The organism is Micromonospora sp. CNZ295, assembly GCF_004217535.1.
Genome location: NZ_SHKZ01000001.1, coordinates 6,088,473 through 6,104,062, shown reverse-complemented (window position 1 = coordinate 6,104,062; position 15,590 = coordinate 6,088,473). Strand labels below are relative to the sequence as shown.

The 15,590-nt window shown below is 74.6% G+C and carries 14 protein-coding genes and 1 pseudogene; 4 read left to right on the top strand and 11 right to left on the bottom strand.

Going from position 1 to position 15,590, the window contains the following annotated elements; translation table 11 throughout:
- Nucleotides 1–13: 13 nt before the first annotated feature.
- The 7 genes and pseudogenes from EV376_RS28375 to EV376_RS28345 all read right to left on the bottom strand — a co-directional run.
- Nucleotides 14–916, bottom strand: a complete 903-nt coding sequence (locus EV376_RS28375; protein WP_130328177.1) for a MerR family transcriptional regulator — start codon at nt 914–916, stop codon at nt 14–16.
- A 161-nt stretch (nt 917–1,077) separates the two neighbouring features.
- Nucleotides 1,078–2,502: a carboxyl transferase domain-containing protein gene (locus tag EV376_RS28370; RefSeq protein ID WP_130328176.1), complete on the bottom strand. Its 1,425-nt coding sequence runs from the start codon at nt 2,500–2,502 to the stop codon at nt 1,078–1,080.
- Between the two features lie 22 nt (nt 2,503–2,524).
- Nucleotides 2,525–3,751 carry a beta-ketoacyl-ACP synthase II gene (gene fabF, locus EV376_RS28365; RefSeq protein ID WP_130328175.1) on the bottom strand — a complete coding sequence of 409 codons (1,227 nt, stop codon included), beginning with the start codon at nt 3,749–3,751 and terminating at the stop codon, nt 2,525–2,527.
- 1 nt (nt 3,752) lies between these two features.
- Nucleotides 3,753–3,992, bottom strand: coding sequence for an acyl carrier protein (locus EV376_RS28360; RefSeq protein ID WP_007072348.1), 240 nt, complete (start codon nt 3,990–3,992; stop codon nt 3,753–3,755).
- Nucleotides 3,993–4,067: 75 nt separating this feature from the next.
- The gene (locus EV376_RS28355; RefSeq protein ID WP_130328174.1) at nt 4,068–5,012 is read right to left on the bottom strand and encodes a beta-ketoacyl-ACP synthase III; all 945 of its coding nucleotides are present in this window, start codon (nt 5,010–5,012) and stop codon (nt 4,068–4,070) included.
- 40 nt (nt 5,013–5,052) lie between these two features.
- Nucleotides 5,053–6,222, bottom strand: coding sequence for an acyltransferase domain-containing protein (locus EV376_RS28350; protein WP_130328173.1), 1,170 nt, complete (start codon nt 6,220–6,222; stop codon nt 5,053–5,055).
- Nucleotides 6,223–6,300: 78 nt separating this feature from the next.
- A pseudogene (locus EV376_RS28345) lies at nt 6,301–7,581 on the bottom strand (PucR family transcriptional regulator); the annotation flags it as partial.
- A 332-nt stretch (nt 7,582–7,913) separates the two neighbouring features.
- Here EV376_RS28345 and EV376_RS28340 point away from each other — a divergent pair.
- Complete coding sequence (locus tag EV376_RS28340; RefSeq protein WP_130328171.1) at nt 7,914–8,246, top strand: hypothetical protein; 333 nt, start codon at nt 7,914–7,916, stop codon at nt 8,244–8,246.
- A 36-nt stretch (nt 8,247–8,282) separates the two neighbouring features.
- Nucleotides 8,283–9,209, top strand: coding sequence for an NADP-dependent oxidoreductase (locus EV376_RS28335; RefSeq protein ID WP_207228459.1), 927 nt, complete (start codon nt 8,283–8,285; stop codon nt 9,207–9,209).
- A 12-nt stretch (nt 9,210–9,221) separates the two neighbouring features.
- Here EV376_RS28335 and EV376_RS28330 read toward each other — a convergent pair whose 3' ends face one another.
- Nucleotides 9,222–9,872 (bottom strand): hypothetical protein, encoded by a 651-nt coding sequence (locus EV376_RS28330; RefSeq protein ID WP_130328170.1) that lies wholly within the window; start codon nt 9,870–9,872, stop codon nt 9,222–9,224.
- Between the two features lie 228 nt (nt 9,873–10,100).
- Between EV376_RS28330 and EV376_RS28325 the strand changes: the two genes are divergently transcribed.
- The gene (locus EV376_RS28325; protein WP_130328169.1) at nt 10,101–10,724 is read left to right on the top strand and encodes a copper resistance CopC family protein; all 624 of its coding nucleotides are present in this window, start codon (nt 10,101–10,103) and stop codon (nt 10,722–10,724) included.
- Nucleotides 10,725–10,747: 23 nt separating this feature from the next.
- Here EV376_RS28325 and gltX read toward each other — a convergent pair whose 3' ends face one another.
- The 3 genes from gltX to EV376_RS28310 are packed head-to-tail and all read right to left on the bottom strand — an operon-like array spanning nt 10,748 to nt 14,809.
- Complete coding sequence (gene gltX, locus EV376_RS28320; protein ID WP_130328168.1) at nt 10,748–12,157, bottom strand: glutamate--tRNA ligase; 1,410 nt, start codon at nt 12,155–12,157, stop codon at nt 10,748–10,750.
- A 49-nt stretch (nt 12,158–12,206) separates the two neighbouring features.
- Entirely contained in the window at nt 12,207–13,478 is a 1,272-nt protein-coding gene (locus EV376_RS28315) for an MFS transporter (RefSeq protein WP_130328167.1), read from the bottom strand.
- Nucleotides 13,475–14,809 carry a GH1 family beta-glucosidase gene (locus EV376_RS28310; protein ID WP_130328166.1) on the bottom strand — a complete coding sequence of 445 codons (1,335 nt, stop codon included), beginning with the start codon at nt 14,807–14,809 and terminating at the stop codon, nt 13,475–13,477. The genes EV376_RS28315 and EV376_RS28310 overlap by 4 nt, the downstream gene beginning before the upstream one ends.
- Before the next feature lie 185 nt (nt 14,810–14,994).
- Here EV376_RS28310 and EV376_RS28305 point away from each other — a divergent pair, with 185 nt between their 5' ends.
- On the top strand, nt 14,995–15,441 hold the full coding sequence (locus EV376_RS28305; protein ID WP_130328165.1) for an SRPBCC family protein: 447 nt from the start codon (nt 14,995–14,997) through the stop codon (nt 15,439–15,441).
- Nucleotides 15,442–15,590: the final 149 nt, after the last annotated feature.

The following is a 15,590-nucleotide window of genomic DNA, read 5'->3' as shown; positions in this document are numbered from 1 at the left end:
CCCCGGGCCGGGGTCAGCCGGCTGCCCGCAGCGCGGCGATCAACCACTCCACCGCCGGCACCACCGACGGGAACGGCTCCCTCCGGTTGAGCACCCCGATCAGCTGCCAGTAGCGCTCCACCCGGCGGTCGGTGAAGGCCTCGATCCCGTCGGCCATCGCGCGGCGCTCGGCCGCCGCGAGCGCGGGATCGACCATCCGGTCGAGCACCGCGCGCCCCTCCGGGGACGCCGGGTCGATGCCCGAGGCCAGCGCGTCCCGGGCCGGCTCCAGCGGCGGCATCGGCTCGGGCGGGGGACCGCCCACGTCCGACGCCCCCGCCACCGCCATCTCGCGCACCCGGCGGCGGAAATCCGGCTCGGCCACCAGTTCGGCCAGCTCGATCCAGGCGTCCACCTCCGCGTCGGTCGGCTCGTCGGGCAGGTCGGCGGGGAGGGTCCGCATCGCCTGGGCCAGTCCGGCGGCGGGGCCGTCGGCCACCCCCTCGAACACCTCGGCGACGAAGTCGTCGAGGATCCGCTGCCGCTCCTGCGCGGAGAGGCGGGCCAGGTCGTTCATCAGTCTCAACTCCTCGGTCGTGCCGCTTCGGCGGACGACCGACCGCAGCACCGCCCGGCGTAGCCGCAGAGTTCGGATCTCCGCGTCCAGCGCACGCACGTGCGCCCGCGCCACGTCCGCGACCGTGCTCTGCCGGGCCAGGATCCGCCGGACGTCGTCCAGCCCGACGCCGAGTTCGCGGAGGCTGCGTACCAGCTCCAGGCGGGCCACCGCCCGCGCGTCGTAGAGCCGGTACCCGCCGCCGGAGCGGGCGGTGGGCGGGAGCAGGTCGAGGTCGGACCAGAACCGGATGGTCCGGACCGACAGGCCGGTCCGCCGGGCCAGCTGCCCGATGGTGAACAGTTCGGTGCGGTCGTCCACGACGGTCAGCCTCCACCCTCCAGCGGCTGGAGGGTCAAGCGCGATCAGCCGGCGGTGAGCCCGCCGACCGCGAGCCGGTGCGGGGAGCGGACGTCAGGGGGGCGTTGAGAAGGGCCCCTTCTACCGCCCGAGGCGTTGAAAAGGGGCCCTTCGTTACTCGCTTACAGCGGGATGTTGCCGTGGGCGCCGCGCGCGGCCGGGGCGGCCGCGAGGGCCTCGGCGATCCGCCGCCGGGTCTCGGCCGGCTTGATGACGTCGTCGACGACGCCGATCTCCAGCGCCCGGTTCACCCCGCCGGCGACCCGGATCTGCTCCTCGATCAGCTGGGCGCGCAGCGCCTCGCGCTCCTGCGCCGGAGCGGCGGCCAGCTTCTTGCGGTGCAGGATGTTCACCGCCGCGCTGGCACCCATCACCGCGACCTCCGCGTTCGGCCAGGCGAAGACCGCGGTCGCGCCCAGCGAGCGGGAGTTCATCGCGATGTACGCGCCGCCGTACGCCTTGCGGGTCACCAGCGTCACCCGCGGCACCACCGCCTCCGAGAAGGCGTGCAGCAGCTTCGCGCCGCGCCGGACCACGCCGTCCCACTCCTGGCCGAGGCCGGGCAGGTAGCCGGGGACGTCGACCAGCACGATCAGCGGCACGCCCAGCGAGTCGCACATCCGCACGAACCGGGCCGCCTTCTCGGCGCTGGACGCGTCGAGGCAGCCGCCCAGCCGCAGCGGGTTGTTGGCGATCACGCCGACCGTCCGGCCGGCGAACCGGCCCAGCGTGGTGACGATGTTCGGCGCCCACTTGGCGTGCAGCTCCACGCCGGGTACGTCGAGCAGCGCCTTGACGACGGGCTTGACGTCGTACGCCCGGTTGGCCTCGGCGGGCATCTTCGCGGCCAGGTCGTGCCCGTCGCCGCCGGAGGTGGGCACGTCGTCCGGCGAGAGCCGGCCCTGGTGGCCCAGCAGCGCGGCGAGCTTGCGCGACTCGGCCAGCGCCTCCTCGTCGTCCTTGCAGGTCACGTGCACGACGCCGGAGCGCCGGCCGTGCGGCTCGGGGCCGCCGAGGCGCTCCATGTCGACCTGCTCACCGGTGACGCTGCGGACCACCTCCGGCCCGGTCACGAAGATCCGGCCGCTGCCGCTCATCACCACGACGTCGGTGAGCGCCGGCCCGTACGCCGCGCCGCCGGCGGCGGGGCCGAGCACGACGGAGATCTGCGGCACCCGGCCGGAGGCCCGGACCATCGCGGCGAAGACCTGGCCGACCGCGTCGAGCGCGACCACGCCCTCGGCCAGCCGGGCGCCGCCGGAGTGCCAGAGCCCCAGCACGGGCACCCGCTCGCGGACGGCGGTGTCGATCGCGTCGACGATGTGCCGGCACCCGTCGGTGCCCATCGCACCGCCCATCTTCGTGGCGTCGGTGGCGTACGCGATCGCCGGCGTGCCCTCGATCTCGCCCCGGGCCCAGAGGACGCCGGAGGTGTCGCGGGGTGCGAGCAGACGCAGCGTGCCCGCGTCGAACAGGGAGCGGAGCCGCAGCTCCGGGTCCCGGTAATCGACGGTGGCCGTGTCCGGCCCGGCAACAGTGGTGGTCACGTGAGCCTCCAAGGCTGTGGTCTCAGGCCCGCGTGAAGACGAGAGCCACGTTGTGTCCGCCGAAGCCGAAGGAGTTGTTCAGCGCGGCGGGGATCTCCAGGTGGCGCGCCTTGTTGGCGGCCACGTCCAGGTCGAGACCGTCGTCCGGGTCGTCCAGGTTGATCGTGGGCGGCACAACGCCGTCGCGGATCGCCAGGATCGTGGCGATCGACTCCAGCGCACCCGCCGCCCCGAGCAGGTGCCCGGACATCGACTTCGTCGCGGTCAGTACCGGGTGGTCACCCAGTGCCTGGTGCAGTGCCTTGATCTCGGCCATGTCGCCGACCGGGGTCGACGTGGCGTGTGCGTTGACGTGCACGATGTCCCGCTTGGCGACGTCCGCGTCGGCGATCGCCTTCGCGATGGCCCGGACCGCGCCGACGCCCTCCGGGTGCGGCTGGACGATGTCGTAGCCGTCGGAGGTGATGCCGGCGCCGGCGAGCCGCGCGTACACCCGGGCGCCCCGGGCCGCGGCGTGGTCGGCGCGCTCCAGTACGAGCACGCCCGCGCCCTCGCCGAGGACGAAGCCGTCGCGGCCCTTGTCCCACGGGCGGGAGGCCCGCTCGGGCTCGTCGTTGCGGGTGGACATCGCCCGCATCGAGGAGAAGCCGGCGATCGGCAGCGCGTGGATGACCGCCTCGGTGCCGCCGGCCACCACCACGTCGGCGCGGCCGGCCCGGATCATGTCCAGGCCGAGGGCGATCGCCTCCGCGCCGGTCGCGCAGGCGCTGGCCACCGAGTGCACGCCCGCGCGGGCGCCCAGCTCCAGGCCGACCCAGGCGGCCGGGCCGTTGGGCATCAGCATCGGGATGGTGTGCGGGGAGACCCGCCGCGGACCGGACGCCTCGAGAACGTCGTCCTGGGCGAGCAGGGTCAGCGCGCCGCCGATGCCCGAACCGACGCTGACCCCGAGCCGGTCCCGGTCCAGCCCGGAGTCGGCCAGGCCGGCGTCCGCCCAGGCCTGCTGCGCGGCGATGATCGCGATCGCCTCGGAGCGGTCGAGCCGGCGCAGCTTCACCCGATCCAGCAGGCCGGCCGGATCGACCGCGAGCTGGGCGGCGATCCGGACGGGCAACTGCTCGGCCCACTCCTGGGTGAGCGCACTCACCCCGGAGCGTCCGCTGAGCATGGCGTCCCAGGTCGACGCGACGTCCCCGCCCAGCGGGGTGGTCGCGCCGAGCCCGGTGACGACGACGTCGGTGTGCGTCATGTCAGGACTGCGCCTCGATGTAGCTGACGGCGTCCCCGACGGTCTTCAGGTTCTGCACCTCGTTGTCCGGGATCTTGACACCGAACTTCTCCTCGGCGGCCACCACGACCTCCACCATCGACAGCGAGTCGACGTCCAGGTCGTCGGTGAAGGACTTCCCCTCGGCCACGTCGTCCGGGTTCACCCCGGCAACCTCTTCGAGGATCTCGGCGAGGCCGGCGGTGATCTCGTCACGGGTCATTGCGGTTGGTTCCTCTCGATGGGGGGTTGTTCTTCGCCGGGTGGCGAAGGCGGCGCGGTGGGACCGCTCCGGGTCTCAGGGGCAGCGGACGACCTGACCGGCGTAGGTCAGGCCGCCGCCGAAGCCGAACAGCAGCACCGGGGCGCCCGAGGGCACCTCGCGCCGCTCGACCAGCTTGGACAGGGCCAGCGGCACGCTGGCCGCCGAGGTGTTGCCGGACTCGACGATGTCCTTGGCGATGATCGCGTCCGGGATGCCGAGGCGCTTCACGATGCCGTCGATGATGCGGGCGTTGGCCTGGTGGGGCACGAACGCGGCCAGCTCGGACGGGGCGACCCCGGCCCGCTCGCACGCCTGCAGCGCGAGCGGCGCGAGCGCGGTGGTGGCCCAGCGGAAGACCGACTGCCCCTCCTGCTGGATGTACGGGCGCCAGCCCTCGATGCGGACCGCGTCGCCGCGCTCCGGCACCGAGCCCCACACCACCGGGCCGACACCGGCCGGCTCGTCCGCCGCGGCGGCGGTGACCACCGCGGCGCCCGCGCCGTCGCCGAAGATGATGCAGGTCGAACGGTCCGTCCAGTCGGTGAAGTCGGAGAGCTTCTCCGCGCCGATGACGATCGCGTTGCGCGCGGCGCCGGCCCGGATCGCGTGATCGACGGTCCCCAGCGCGTACGCGAAGCCCGAGCAGGCGGTGTTGATGTCGTACGCGCCCGGCGCGCGGATGCCGAGCTTGGCGGCGACCCGGCAGGCGACGTTCGGGCTGCGGTCGACCGAGGTGCAGGTGGCCACCACGACGAGGTCGATGTCGGCGGCGGTCAGGCCGGAGTTGGCCAGCGCCTTGCCGGCGGCGGCCGCGGCCATGTCGGCCACCGTCTCGCTGTCGGCGATGCGCCGGGTGACGATGCCGACGCGGTCGCGGATCCACTCGTCGCTGGTCTCCACCAGCTGTGCGATCTCGTCGTTGGTCACCACCCGCGACGGCTGGTAGTGGCCGAGCGCGACGATCCGGCTGCCCGTCATCGGAGCTGTCCTTCCCTGCGTGGCCGCGCGTGCCGCGGCGTCATGCGTGGCCGCCGATGCGGGCCAGCGGTTGTCCCGGTGCGACCGGGTCGTCGTCGTGGGCGAGCCACTCGGTGAGCAGGCCGCTGTCGTGGGCGGTGACCTCCACCGGGCCCTGCCGGGTGGTGACGTGGCCGATGACCTGGCCGGCGCGCAGGTCGGCGCCCTCGGCCAGGCCCCCGGCCGGGGTGAAGGTGCCGGCCGCGGGGGAGACCACGACCCGGAACTGGATGACCGGCTCGTGACCGCCGAGGCCGCTGTGCCGGGCGATCAGGTCCCGCGCGGCGGGCAGGTCGTCCGGCGTGTTGAGGGTGACGATCTCCGGGGCGCCGGCGCCCCTCAGCTCCCGCTTGACCAGGCCGGCGAGGGTGCCGGCCGGGGGCAGCTCGATGACGCCGGTCACGCCGAGGTCGGCGAGCGTACGCATGCACAGGTCCCAGCGGACCGGGGCGGTGACCTGGCGGACCAGCCGCTGCACCATCTCCCGCCCGTGGTTCACCGCCGCCCCGTCCAGGTTGGACAGGAGGATGCGGGCCGGGTCGGCGGGCGTGATACCGGCCGCCACGGCCGCCAACGCCGTCTCGGCCGGTGCCATGTACGGCGTGTGGAAGGCGCCGGCCACCTGTAGCCGGACGATGCGGGTGCGGGCGGGCGGCTCGGCGGCGAGCCGGTCCAGCCCACCGAGGACGCCGGCGGCGACGACCTGGCCCGCGCCGTTGCGGTTGGCCGGATGCAGCCCGTGCTTGTCGATGGCGGCGAGCACCTCGTCCGGGTCGCCGCCCAGCACCGCGGCCATCCCGGTCGGCTCCAGCGCACAGGCAGCGGCCATCTCGCGGCCGCGGACACCGGCCAGGGTGACCGCCGCCTCCGGAGCCAGCACGCCGGCGAGCGAGGCCGCGCCGAGCTCACCGACGCTGTGGCCGGCGGTGAGGGCGACGTCGTACATCGGCAGGTGCTCGGCGGCGAGCAGCGCCGCCGCGACGAGCAGCGGCTGGGTGCGGGCGGTGTCCTTGATCTCGTCGGCGTCCGCGGCCGTCCCGAGGTGGACCAGGTCGACCCCGGCGAGCGCGGACCACCAGCGCAGTCGCGCCTCGGCGCCGGGCAGGTCGAGCCAGGGGGTCAGGAAGCCGGGTTTCTGTGAACCCTGGCCGGGGGAGAGTACGGCGAGCACGTCTATGACTCTCCCGGATACGCACGGGTAGCGCTGTGCCGCCCCCGACCAAACCGCACTAGAACGTTTGGAGGGTTCCTACAAAGATCGGCCGAGGTCGTCACCTGTCTGTGATGTTTTCCTCACGGCTGGGGTCATTGTCTGGGTCGGGACCAGAGTGACCACCGGGTCCAGCCGGCCCACTGTGAGCGCCACCTGGAGCGCGTACGCGTCACGCGCGGTGAGCGGCGAGAACCCGGTCACCTCGGCGACCCGCCGCAGCCGGTAGCGCACCGTGTTCGGGTGCACGAACAGCGCCCGGGCCGCGCTCTCCAGCGTGCCGCCGGCCGCGAAGAAGGCGTCCAGGGTCTCCAGCAGCTCCCCGCCGGAGCGCACCAGCGTCGCGTACACGTCGTGCCGCAGCCGGCGGCGGGCCTCGGCGTCCCCGGCCAGCGCCCGCTCCGGCAGCAGGTCGGCGGCGGGCACCGGCCGCGGCGCGGTCGGCCAGGCCGGGGCGGCGCGGAACCCGGCCAGCGCGGCGCGGGCCGACTCGGTGGCCTCGTCCAGGCTCGGCACGGCCGGGCCGACCACCACCGGCCCGTCGCCGAACGCCTCGAGCAGCTTGCCGGTGGCGGCCACCGGATCGGCGGCGCCGCCGAGCACGATGACCAGCCGGTCGCCGTGCACCCCGCCGATCACCTCGGCGCCGATCCGGCGGGCCTGCCGGTAGACCGTGTGCAGCACCGCGGGCACCTCGCCGCCCGGGGAGCGGCCCACCGCCACCGCCACCGGCGGCTCGTCCACCCAGCCCAGCGCCGCCGCCCGGCTGGCCAGCACGTCCGGCGAGTCGCCCCGCAGCAGCGCGTCCACCAGCAGCGCCTGGAGCCGGGCGTCCCAGGAGCCGCGGGACTCGGCGGCCCGCGCGTACACCCGGGCGGCGGCGAACGCGATCTCCCGGGAGAAGCGCAGCACCGCCTCGCGCAGCCGCGGCTCCTCGCCGGGGGCGGCCAGGTGCGGGACCTGCTCCTCGACCACGTCGATGGTCACCTTGATCAGCGCCACGGTCTGCTGGAGGCTGATCGAGCGGGCCAGGGCCTGCGGCGCGGCCGCGAAGACCTCGTCGGAGACCTCCTGGGTGCTGTCGGCGGTGCCGCCGCCCGACCGCAGCCACTGCACCAGCGACCGGACGCCGGCCTGCGCCACCAGCATGACCCAGGAGCGCTGGTCGGCCGGGAGCGACCGGAACCAGGGCAGCGTCTCGTCCATCCGCGCCACGCTGGCGGTGGCCAGGCCCCCCGCCGCCCGCTCGATCCGGCGCAGCGTGGCCGCCAGTTCGGTCTCCGGCTCGCTCACCGCACCAGCCTGACACGCCCTGACCTGGACCGGCGACACGGGCCCGGCGGCACGCGGCCCCGCCGGGACCCGTGCCGTCGCCGACGTCCGGCTGCCCCGACGCCGCCGGCGCCGGGTGTGCTCAGGGGCCGGCCGGCGGGGACGCCGGCAGGCCCGACTCCTGGACCGGGATGGCCGCCTGCACTCCGAGCGGGGCGGAGGCCACCCCATCCACCATCCGGCGGGGAGACGGGCCACCCGCGCCGCGCGCGGAGGCTGACCTGGGGTACGCGCTGCACAGCCCGTCGGTGCCGGCCAGTACGGTGACAGGGCACGCCGGGGGAGCGCCGGCGGGCGACGGCGAATGTGAGGAGTCCGGGATGGCGCACGGGGAGGCCGACCACGGCTGCGCCCAGGGTGAGCCCTGCCGGCCGGGTCACCCCGAGCCGCCGGTGACCAAGCACCACCGGCGGCTGGTCGGGGGCCTGCCGGCGCACCCGGGCGACTCGCCGACCGGATGGCTGCCCGAGCGTGCCGACGACGACGTCCCGGTGCCGCGGCAGCGGTCCGCCGAGCCGGTCCTGCCGGTGGCGATGCCGTTCGGCGGCTGCCTCAGCGACCTGCGGGGCTGGGCGGGCGCGCACCGGCACGGTCCGGTCCGGCCGCGGCCGCGGGCCGGCCGCCGGGAGCGACCGCCGCGCCGCTGGTGCTGACCGCGCCCGCGCCGTTTAGCGGCTAGCGTGGTTGGGGTGCAGGCGATCGCGATCGACGAGTACGGCCCGGCCGATCTGCTCACCCTCCGGGAGCTTCCCGATCCACCCGTCGGGCCGGACACCGTCCTGGTCCGGACCCGGGCCGCGGGAGTCAACCCCGTCGACTGGAAGATCCGCGAGGGTCGCCTGGCCCGCGCCTTCCCCAGCCACTTCCCGCTGGTGCCCGGCTGGGACGTGGCCGGCGTCGTGGTGGCGGCGGGTCCGGCGGTGCCGGGCTTCGCGGCGGGTGACGAGGTCATCGGGTACGTCCGGCGCGACCACATCCAGTACGGGACGTACGCCGAACTGGTGCCCGCGCCGGAGCGGGCCCTCGCCGACCGGCCGGTCCAGGGGTCCTGGGCGCAGGCGGCCGGCCTGCCGCTGGCCGGCCTCACCGCGTACCAGGCGCTGCGGCTGGCCCGCACCGGCGCCGGCGACACGGTCCTGGTGCACGGCGCGTCCGGCGGGGTCGGTCATCTGGCCGTGCAGATCGCCCGGGCACTCGGCGCCGACCGGGTGATCGGCACCGCGGGCCCGGACAACCACGACTTCGTACGGTCCCTCGGCGCGGAGCCGGTCGCGTACGGGGACGGGCTGCTGGACCGGGTACGCGGCCTGGCGCCGGACGGGGTGGACGTGGCACTCGACCTGTTCGGCGGAGCCGCCCTGGACGTCTCGGCCGAACTGCTCGCCCGGCCGTCCCGGCTGGTCTCGATCGCCGACGCGGAGCGAGTGGCCCGCCTCGGCGGCAGCTACGTCTTCGTCAAGCCGTCGAGCGCGGACCTGGGCGTGCTGGCCGGCCTGGTGGACGCCGGCCGGCTGACCGTCCACGTCGCACGGACGTTTCCGCTGGCCGAGGCCGCGGCCGCGCAGCGCCTGGTCGAGGCGGGCCACGTCCGCGGCAAGGTGGTCCTGGAGGTCTGACCGCGGGACGCGTCAGCGGGTCCGGCGGCGGATCAGCAGCGCGATCCCGGCCAGACCCGACGTGATCGTGACGACGACGGCGACGTTGAGCAGCAGCAGCCGCTGCAACTCGCCGAGCGCCTCGTCGATGTCCCGGGCGGGGTTGATCGCGTCCTCCGGGATCACCCGCTCGCCGCCGCCGATCCCGCCGGTCACGGTGTCGAACTGGCGCTCCAGCGGCACGCCGACGCTCCGCAGCGTCTCCGACATGCTGAGCCGGCCGAAGAACCAACCGGCGGTGGTCTTCCGGGAGTCGGGCTGCTTGGCCGGCCGGTAGACCCGCGGGCCGCCGACCGCCTTCGGGTACAGGTCGTACGTCTGCTTGGGGGTCTCGCCGGAGAGCACGACGACGGTGTACTTCGGACCCAGGTCGGCCTTGCGGGGCCCGGCGGTCTGGCCGGTGCGGCCGAGGAAGTTCACCTGGTCGATGACGGCCACCACCTCGGCCGGGTGGACGTTCGCGCGCAGGCGCAGCGGTTCGTCCAGGCCCTCACCGGTGATGTCCACACCGGCGGGGGGCGGCTTCGGAGCCGCTTTCGCGGGCGACACCAGGCCGAGCGACAGCACACCCGCCGTGAGACCGGCGGCCACCACGGCGACCAGTCGCCGTACCGTTCGGACCATCGCCGCCTCCTCGCCCCGTTCGATGGATGGCTTCGCTGCAGGTTACGCGTTGGCGGGTCGACGGAGGTGGTCGGACCCGCGGGCCGGAGGCCCCACCTCAGAGACTCCGTGGAACGGCGATCGGTTGCAGCTCGTGGAACTGTATTTGGAACTATCTGCGATCCTCGACCGACTAACTCACCGGCAGCCGTTGATCAACGGGCGGATCGTACCTTCGAGGAGGGGCCCATGGGGGGCAGGGTCGCACGTGCGGCACGCGCCTGGCCAGGCGTGATCGGTGTGTCGTTGCTGGCGCTCGGTGCGTCGCTGCTGGCGCCGCCGGCGCCGGCCGCCGCGCACAACCAGTTGACCGGCAGCGACCCGCGCGACGGGGCGCGGGTGGCCCAGGCGCCGGCCCGCATCGAGCTGCGCTTCCTGTCCCGGCTCGACCCGGCCACCACGAAGATCACCGTGACCGGTCCGGACAACGTGGCGGCCGCCGGCGGCGCGGCGAGCTTCGCCGGCAGCCGGGTCACGGTGCCGTTCCGCCCCGGGCGGGCCGGTCTCTACATCGTCGGCTACCAGGTCCGGTCCGGTGACGGCCACCCGGTCTCCGGAGAGGTGCGGTTCACCCTGACCACCGGCACGCCCGCCGACGCGTCGGCCACGCCGAGCCCCGCCACCCCGCCGGCCGTGGCCTCGCCGGCGACCACGCCCCCGGCCACGCCGACCCCGACGGCCAGCAACTCACCGGTGGCGGCCGCCCGCGACGGGGGAACGCCGACCTGGCTCTGGCTGACGCTGGCCGCGGCTGCCCTGGCCATCACCGGCGCAACCGCAGCCCTCCTGCACCGCCGCCGCCGGACCCGCTGACCCCCGCCCCGGCCGGGGGCGGGTCAGGGGAGGCGGAGGCGGGCGGCGCGGAGGCGGGTCAGGGTGCGCTCGCGGCCCAGGACCTCGAGCGACTCGAAGAGCGGGAGACCGACGGTGCGGCCGGTCACCGCGACCCGGACCGGGGCCTGGGCCTTGCCCAGCTTGAGCCCGCGCTCCGCGCCGACCGCCTCCAGCGCCGACTTGGTCGACTCCGCGTCCCACGACGGCAGCGCCGCGAAGGCGGCCACCGCAGCGTCGAGCAGCTCGCCGGAGCCCTCCTTCATCGCCTTCGCCCAGGCGGCCTCCTCGATCAACGGCGAGTCGAGGAACAGGAAGTCGACGTTCGGCACGATCTCGCTGAGCACCGCGATGCGGGTCTGCGCCAGCGGCGCCACCGCGGCGAACGCCTCGGCGTCGAACTCGTCCGGCTGCCAGGGCGGCGGCGCGATCGTGTCCGTCCCGGTCAGCCACGGCTGGCACGCCGCGATGAACTCGTCGAGCGGCAGCGCCCGGATGTACTCGCCGTTGAACGCGCGCAGCTTCTTCTCGTCGAAGAACGCGGGGGAGGGGTTGACCTCCTCCAGGCGGAACTCCTCCTCGATCACCGACCAGGGCACGATCTCGCGGTCGCCGGACGGGGCCCAGCCGAGCAGCATCAGGTAGTTGCGCATGGCGTCGGCCAGGTAGCCCTCGTCGCGGTACGCCTCCAGGGCCACCTTGTCGCGGCGCTTGGACAGCTTCTGCCGCTTCTCGTTCACCACCACCGGCACGTGCGCCCAGACCGGGGGCTTGACGCCCAGCGCGTCCCAGAGCAGCTGCTGCTTGGGGGTGTTGGGCAGGTGCTCCTCGGCCCGGATGACGTGGGTGATCCCCATGGTCATGTCGTCGACGACGTTGGCGAGCAGGAAGACGGCCGAGCCGTCGCCGCGGGCGATGACGAAGTCCTCGATCAGCTTGTTCTCGAAGGTGGGCTCGCCGCGGATCAGGTCCACCACCACCGTGGCGCCCTCGTCCGGCGTCCGGAACCGCAGGGCCCGGCCCGCACCGGGACCCAGGCCGCGGTCCCGGCAGAAGCCGTCGTACCCGGCGTGCTGCGAGCCGGTCCGGGCCTGCACCGCCTCGCGGGTGCAGTCGCAGTAGTACGCGCGACCGCCCTCGTACAGGCGGGTGGCGGCGGCGCGGTGCTCGCCGGCGTACGAGGACTGGAAGTACGGCCCCTCGTAGCTGCCCCGCGCGATGCCGATCCACTCCAGCGCCGACAGGATGCCCTCGGTCCATTCGGGCTTGTTGCGCGCCGCGTCGGTGTCCTCGATGCGGAGCACGAACACCCCGCCGTGCTGCTTGGCGAAGATCCAGTTCTGCAGGGCCGAGCGGGCGCCGCCGACGTGGAACATACCGGTCGGGGAAGGGGCGAAGCGCACACGTACCGTCACGTCCTCCAGCCTACGGCGGCGCGCTACCGCCGTTGGCCAGGGGTACGCCTCAGGGCACCGAGCGGATCTTCAGGACCAGGACGCTGCCCAGCACGGTGACGGCCGCCGTGACCGCGTACAGCGCGGGGTAGCCGCCCAGGTAGACCACGATCGGCGCGGACATCGCCGGGCCGAGGACCTGCGGCGCCGAGTTCGCGATGTTGATCACGCCGAGGTCCTTGGCCCGGTCGGTGGCCCGGGGCAGCACCTGCGTGATGAGCGCCGCGTCGACCGACAGGTAGACCCCGTAGCCGGCGCCGAGCAGCAGCGCGGCGACCACCGCCACCGGCCAGACCGGCGCGACGGCCAGCAGCAGGGCCGCCACCGCCATGACGCCGCCGGAGGCGATCACGAACACCTTCCGGCGTCCGGAGCGGTCGGACAGCCGCCCGGCCACCACCGCGGTCGCCGCCAGCCCGACGGTGTAGAGCAGGATCAGCACCAGCAGGCCGCCCTCCGGGTCGGCCAGGCGGACCTCGTCGGTGAGGAAGTACAGCAGGTAGAGGGTCCCGAGGGCGTTGCCCAGCTGGACCAGGAACCGGGTGATCCAGGCCCAGCCGAAGTCGGGGTGCCGGCGGGGCGACACCCACATCGAGGCGAGCAGCCCGCGCAGCGGCGGGCGGTGCGCGGGTGGCAGTGGGTCGTCCGTGGTGAGCAGCGCGAACGGCAGCGCCAGCACCAGCACCGCGACGGCGATCGCGGCGTAGCCGGCGGCGTTGCCGGTGACCAGGGCGGTCACCAGCACCACGCCGAGCACCAGGCCCAGCGCCTGCGGGATGCCGACCCACCCGGACACGCCGCCGCGCTGGGCCACCGGCACCCGGTCCGGTACCGCCGCGGTCAGGCTGGCCAGCATCGCGTTGAAGCAGACCTGGGCGGCCACCCAGCCGACCGTCACGCCGAGCACCGTGCGCTGCTGCGCCAGCAGCACCAGGGCGAGCGCGCCGAGCACCGCCCCGCCCGCGGTCCAGACGTGCCGGCGGCCGAGGGCGCGGCCGGCCAGGCGCAGCGCCGTCCGGTCGGAGAGCGCCCCGGCGAGCGGGTTGGCGAGCACCGCGGCCAGCGCGCCGAGGCCGGTGACGACGGCCAGCATGGTCTCCTTGTCGGCCGGCGCGATCCGTTCCACCTGCTGCGGCAGCAGCACCTGGATGGGGGTGAAGAAGGCCATCCAGACGCCGAGGTTGGCGGCGGCCAGCAGCGCGATCCAGCCCCGCCGGACCGGCACGGTCGGTTCGGCGAGCGCCGCCGGCAGCGACGTCGGCGTCGGGTCGACGGTGGTCATCGCGACGCGGCGATCGCGTCGCGGAGCCACGCGTACGACGACTTCGGCGTACGCGTCCCGGTGGCGTAGTCGACGTGGACCAGCCCGAAGCGTTTGGTGAAGCCCTCGGCCCACTCCCAGTTGTCCAGCAGCGACCAGACGAAGTACCCGGTCACGTCCACCCCGTCGTCGATCGCCGCGCGGACGGCCCGCAGGTGCCCGTCCAGGTACGCGATCCGCTCCGGGTCGTGCACCCGCCCGTCGGCGTCGGGCCTGTCGTCGTACGCGCAGCCGCTCTCGGTGACCTGGACCGGCGGCAGGTCGGCGCCGTAGCGGCGGTGCAGCCAGCCGAGCAGTTCCCGCAGGCCGTCGGGGGCGACCGGCCAGTCGAACGCGGTCCGCTGGTAGCCGGGCAGCGGCACGATCTCGAACGGCAGCGGCGACCCCTCCTCGGGCGCGCGGATGCCGGTGGGGTTGTAGTAGTTGACGCCGAGCACGTCGATCGGCGCCGCGACGACCGCCAGGTCACCGTCCTGGACCACGCCCGGGTCGAACCCGTGCTCCGCCGGGTAGCCGCGGCCCAGCACCGGGTCGGTGAAGAGCCGGTTGTGCAGCGCCTCGTACGCGGCGCCGGCGGCGGCGTCCGCGTCGGTGTCGCCGAGCACCCGCACCGGGGAGTAGTTGTTGGCGATGGCGACCGGGGCGGCGGTACGGGCCCGCAGCGCGGCCACCGCGAGGCCGTGCGCGAGCAGTTGGTGGTGGGCGACGGGGAACGCGTCGAAGAGCAGCATCCGCCCGGGCGCGTGCACGCCCATGCCGTGCCCGAGGCTCATGTGGACGAACGGCTCGTTGAGCGTGATCCAGAGCTTCACCCGGTCGCCGAGCCGGGCGGCCGTCGCGTCGGCGTACTCGGCGAACCGGTGGGCGGTCTCCCGGTTCAGCCAGCCGCCGGCGTCCTCGAGCGGCTGCGGCAGGTCCCAGTGGAACAGGGTCGCCACGGGGTCGATGCCGTGGGCCAGCAACTCGTCGACGAGCCGATCGTAGAAGTCCAGGCCGCGCGGGTCGACCGGGCCGTCGCCCGCCGGCCGGACGCGGGGCCAGGCGATCGAGAAGCGGTACCCGGTCACGCCCAGCCGCGCCATCAGCGCGACGTCCTCGGCGTACCGGTGGTAGTGGTCGCAGGCGACGTCGCCGGTGCTGCCGTCGACGATCCGGCCGGGGGAGTGGGCGAAGGTGTCCCAGATGGACGGACCGCGCCCGGCCTCGTCGACCGCGCCCTCGATCTGGTAGGCGGACGTGGAGACCCCGAACCGGAACCCGGCGGGGAACTGCGGCAGCGGAGCGGTCGGCATGCGCCCTCCCGTCGTACGCGAAATGTGTTCGCGACTCTAGGGGGCGGCCGCGCGGAGCGCTATAGGGCGGGAATACCGTCAGCGCAATGCTTTTCGGCGTGTCTTTTCCGAACCCGTCCAAGTACGTCCGAATTTGCGCATAGAGTGCCGATATCGTGGGATGTCCTCACTGGAGGAAGACGGAAATGATCCTCGTGGAACGCAGTGCGCACGTGATGGCGCCGATCGAAGCGGTCTGGGACGTCGTGCAGCGGGCCGAACAGCTACCGGCCTGGCTGGCGGGGGTCCGCGCGGCCGAAGTGCTCTCGGGGGAGGGCTTCGGCCGACGACAGCTGGTCCAGGCCGGGCGCGGCGCGGCGCATGAGGCCGAGGTGATCGCCTACCAGGAGCCGACCCTGATCGGCTGGCGGGAGCGCGCCAAGGGCGCCGGTGCCCGGGCGGAGGCGCGCACCGAGATCTACGTCCAGCTCACCGCCGACGAGGAGGAGGGCGGGACGATCGTGCGGCTCATCGTCGTACGCTGGCCGGCCGGTCCGGTCAAGGCCGCCCTGCTCCGGCTCGGCCTGCGTCGGGTCGGCGCCGACCTGGAGGACTCGCTCGCCCGGCTGACCGACCTGGCCGCCGTCGGCTGACCGGGCCTCGTCCTGGCGCCACCCGCTCCGGCGGTGGCCCGGCGTCCCCGCCAGGGACCCCCGGGCCACCGCCGCTCGGTGCCCGCCGTCCCACCCCGCCCCCGTCCGGATGCCACGAGGGGCCCGGCGCACCGCGCCGGGCCCCTCGT